Annotated in this window: 7 protein-coding genes; all 7 read left to right on the forward strand. The window is 24.6% G+C overall.

The window, feature by feature from the left end; genetic code table 11:
- On the forward strand, window positions 1-243 hold a 243-nt coding region (locus tag AJ888_RS04825), incomplete at its 5' end, for a hypothetical protein (RefSeq protein ID WP_002871600.1).
- A gap of 11 nt (window positions 244-254) precedes the next feature.
- A complete protein-coding gene (locus AJ888_RS09170; RefSeq protein ID WP_002807233.1) occupies window positions 255-398 on the forward strand; it encodes a hypothetical protein in 144 nt (47 codons plus the stop codon).
- Between the two features lie 188 nt (window positions 399-586).
- Entirely contained in the window at window positions 587-808 is a 222-nt protein-coding gene (locus AJ888_RS04830) for a hypothetical protein (protein WP_002881155.1), read from the forward strand.
- Complete coding sequence (locus AJ888_RS04835) at window positions 798-1067, forward strand: type II toxin-antitoxin system YafQ family toxin (RefSeq protein WP_002789000.1); 270 nt, start codon at window positions 798-800, stop codon at window positions 1065-1067. Before AJ888_RS04830 ends, AJ888_RS04835 begins: the two co-directional genes overlap by 11 nt.
- Before the next feature lie 90 nt (window positions 1068-1157).
- Window positions 1158-1280, forward strand: coding sequence for a hypothetical protein (locus AJ888_RS09430; RefSeq protein WP_002813541.1), 123 nt, complete (start codon window positions 1158-1160; stop codon window positions 1278-1280).
- The gene (locus AJ888_RS04840) at window positions 1243-1497 is read left to right on the forward strand and encodes a hypothetical protein (protein ID WP_044794622.1); all 255 of its coding nucleotides are present in this window, start codon (window positions 1243-1245) and stop codon (window positions 1495-1497) included. The genes AJ888_RS09430 and AJ888_RS04840 overlap by 38 nt, the downstream gene beginning before the upstream one ends.
- An 11-nt stretch (window positions 1498-1508) precedes the next feature.
- Complete coding sequence (locus AJ888_RS09175; RefSeq protein ID WP_002807233.1) at window positions 1509-1652, forward strand: hypothetical protein; 144 nt, start codon at window positions 1509-1511, stop codon at window positions 1650-1652.
- The last annotated feature ends 260 nt before the right edge of the window (window positions 1653-1912 follow it).

The following is a 1912-nucleotide window of genomic DNA, read 5'->3' on the forward strand; positions in this document are numbered from 1 at the left end:
CAAGATTTATTCGATGTTTTAAATGAAGATTTTACCAAAGAATATGAATTCATAGATAGTCCTACTTTAGATGATATGGTAAAACACAAACAAAGTGATGAAGTTTTTAAAGTGTTTTATAAAAAAGATGATAAAATAAGATTGCTTAGAGTTAGCAATATGCAAGCTTTAAATCGTTTTGATAAACTTAAAGGTGCAATGACAAAAATAATTTTAGATAGTGGTTTTAAACCTGATAAATAAAAAGGATTAATATGTGTAAAGATCAAGAATATATAGAGCAAAGAAAGGTTTTATGGGAAAAAAGTTTTGAAGCCTTTAAAGATGATAAAGTGTATCAAAAAGAACAGCTTGAACTTGCAGAAGCAGGAATTAATGATGGCTTAGAGGAGGATTAATTATATAATTAGCCATATATTTATATTAGTTTTTTTTAAAAAACCGTTTTTACTATTCTTTAATCTTTTATATTGTATTTTGATTGTCTTATTTATGTAATTTTATATATAAAAAAAGTTTTTTCCAATTTTACAACAAAACCCTTTATGGTATAATAAAAATAAAAATTATATAAGAAAGGATACAAATGGCTATAAAAATTGAAATTAGCGGATTTGATAAGGATTTTTTACCTGTTTTTGAGAGTTTAGCTAAAAGCCTAAAAGCTACTTATTGTTTGTTAGAATGTGATACTCCAGAAGAGAAAAAACAAAGTTCTATGAAAAAGGCTTTAGAAGAAATGAAAAATGGAGAACATGAAACTTTTAAAAACTTTGATGAGTATAAAAAGGCTATGCGTGAAATATGAAATTAGAGTTTTAAAAGAATACAAGAAAAACTATAAGAAGCTAACGCTAAAAGAAAAAGACTTAGTAGATGAAATAGTCTATCGCTTATCTAACAATGAAACTCTTGAAAGAAAATACAAAGATCATAAACTAAAAGGTGAATTTAAAGAGCTTAGAGAGTGTCATGTAAAACCTGATTTGCTCTTAATTTATCAAAAACAAGATGATAAACTTATTTTAACATGTATTAATATAGGTTCTCATAGCGAGTTGTTTTAATAATTGAAGTTAAATTAATCAAGTTTATAAAAATCCATAACTACATATTAAGTCATTTATATCATAATAGAAAGAAAAAAGAAAAACACTATGAAAAAATTATCCCAAGAAGAAATACAAAAAGCTATGAGAGAATGTGTAGTAAGTTCTTATACTTATGATCCAGTTAATCCTAATGGTTATTTCTCAAGATTTATTCGATGTTTTAAATGAAGATTTTACCAAAGAATATGAATTCATAGATAGTCCTACTTTAGATGATATGGTAAAACACAAACAAAGTGATGAAGTTTTTAAAGTGTTTTATAAAAAAGATGATAAAATAAGATTGCTTAGAGTTAGCAATATGCAAGCTTTAAATCGTTTTGATAAACTTAAAGGTGCAATGACAAAAATAATTTTAGATAGTGGTTTTAAACCTGATAAATAAAAAGGATTAATATGTGTAAAGATCAAGAATATATAGAGCAAAGAAAGGTTTTATGGGAAAAAAGTTTTGAAGCCTTTAAAGATGATAAAGTGTATCAAAAAGAACAGCTTGAACTTGCAGAAGCAGGAATTAATGATGGCTTAGAGGAGGATTAATTATATAATTAGCCATATATTTATATTAGTTTTTTTTAAAAAACCGTTTTTACTATTCTTTAATCTTTTATATTGTATTTTGATTGTCTTATTTATGTAATTTTATATATAAAAAAAGTTTTTTCCAATTTTACAACAAAACCCTTTATGGTATAATAAAAATAAAAATTATATAAGAAAGGATACAAATGGCTATAAAAATTGAAATTAGCGGATTTGATAAGGATTTTTTACCTGTTTTTGAGAGTTTAGCTAAAAGC

Origin of the sequence: Campylobacter sp. BCW_6467, assembly GCF_001762855.1 — a bacterium.
Lineage (GTDB): Bacteria > Campylobacterota > Campylobacteria > Campylobacterales > Campylobacteraceae > Campylobacter_D > Campylobacter_D jejuni.

Bases quoted from the DNA above. Each gene is read 5' to 3' on its own strand.
- AJ888_RS09170 (WP_002807233.1), top strand. From the start codon at position 255: ATGTGTAAAGATCAAGAATATATAGAGCAAAGAAAGGTTTTATGGGAA.
- AJ888_RS04830 (WP_002881155.1), top strand. From the start codon at position 587: ATGGCTATAAAAATTGAAATTAGCGGATTTGATAAGGATTTTTTACCT.
- AJ888_RS09430 (WP_002813541.1), top strand. From the start codon at position 1,158: ATGAAAAAATTATCCCAAGAAGAAATACAAAAAGCTATGAGAGAATGT.
- AJ888_RS04840 (WP_044794622.1), top strand. From the start codon at position 1,243: ATGGTTATTTCTCAAGATTTATTCGATGTTTTAAATGAAGATTTTACC.
- AJ888_RS09175 (WP_002807233.1), top strand. From the start codon at position 1,509: ATGTGTAAAGATCAAGAATATATAGAGCAAAGAAAGGTTTTATGGGAA.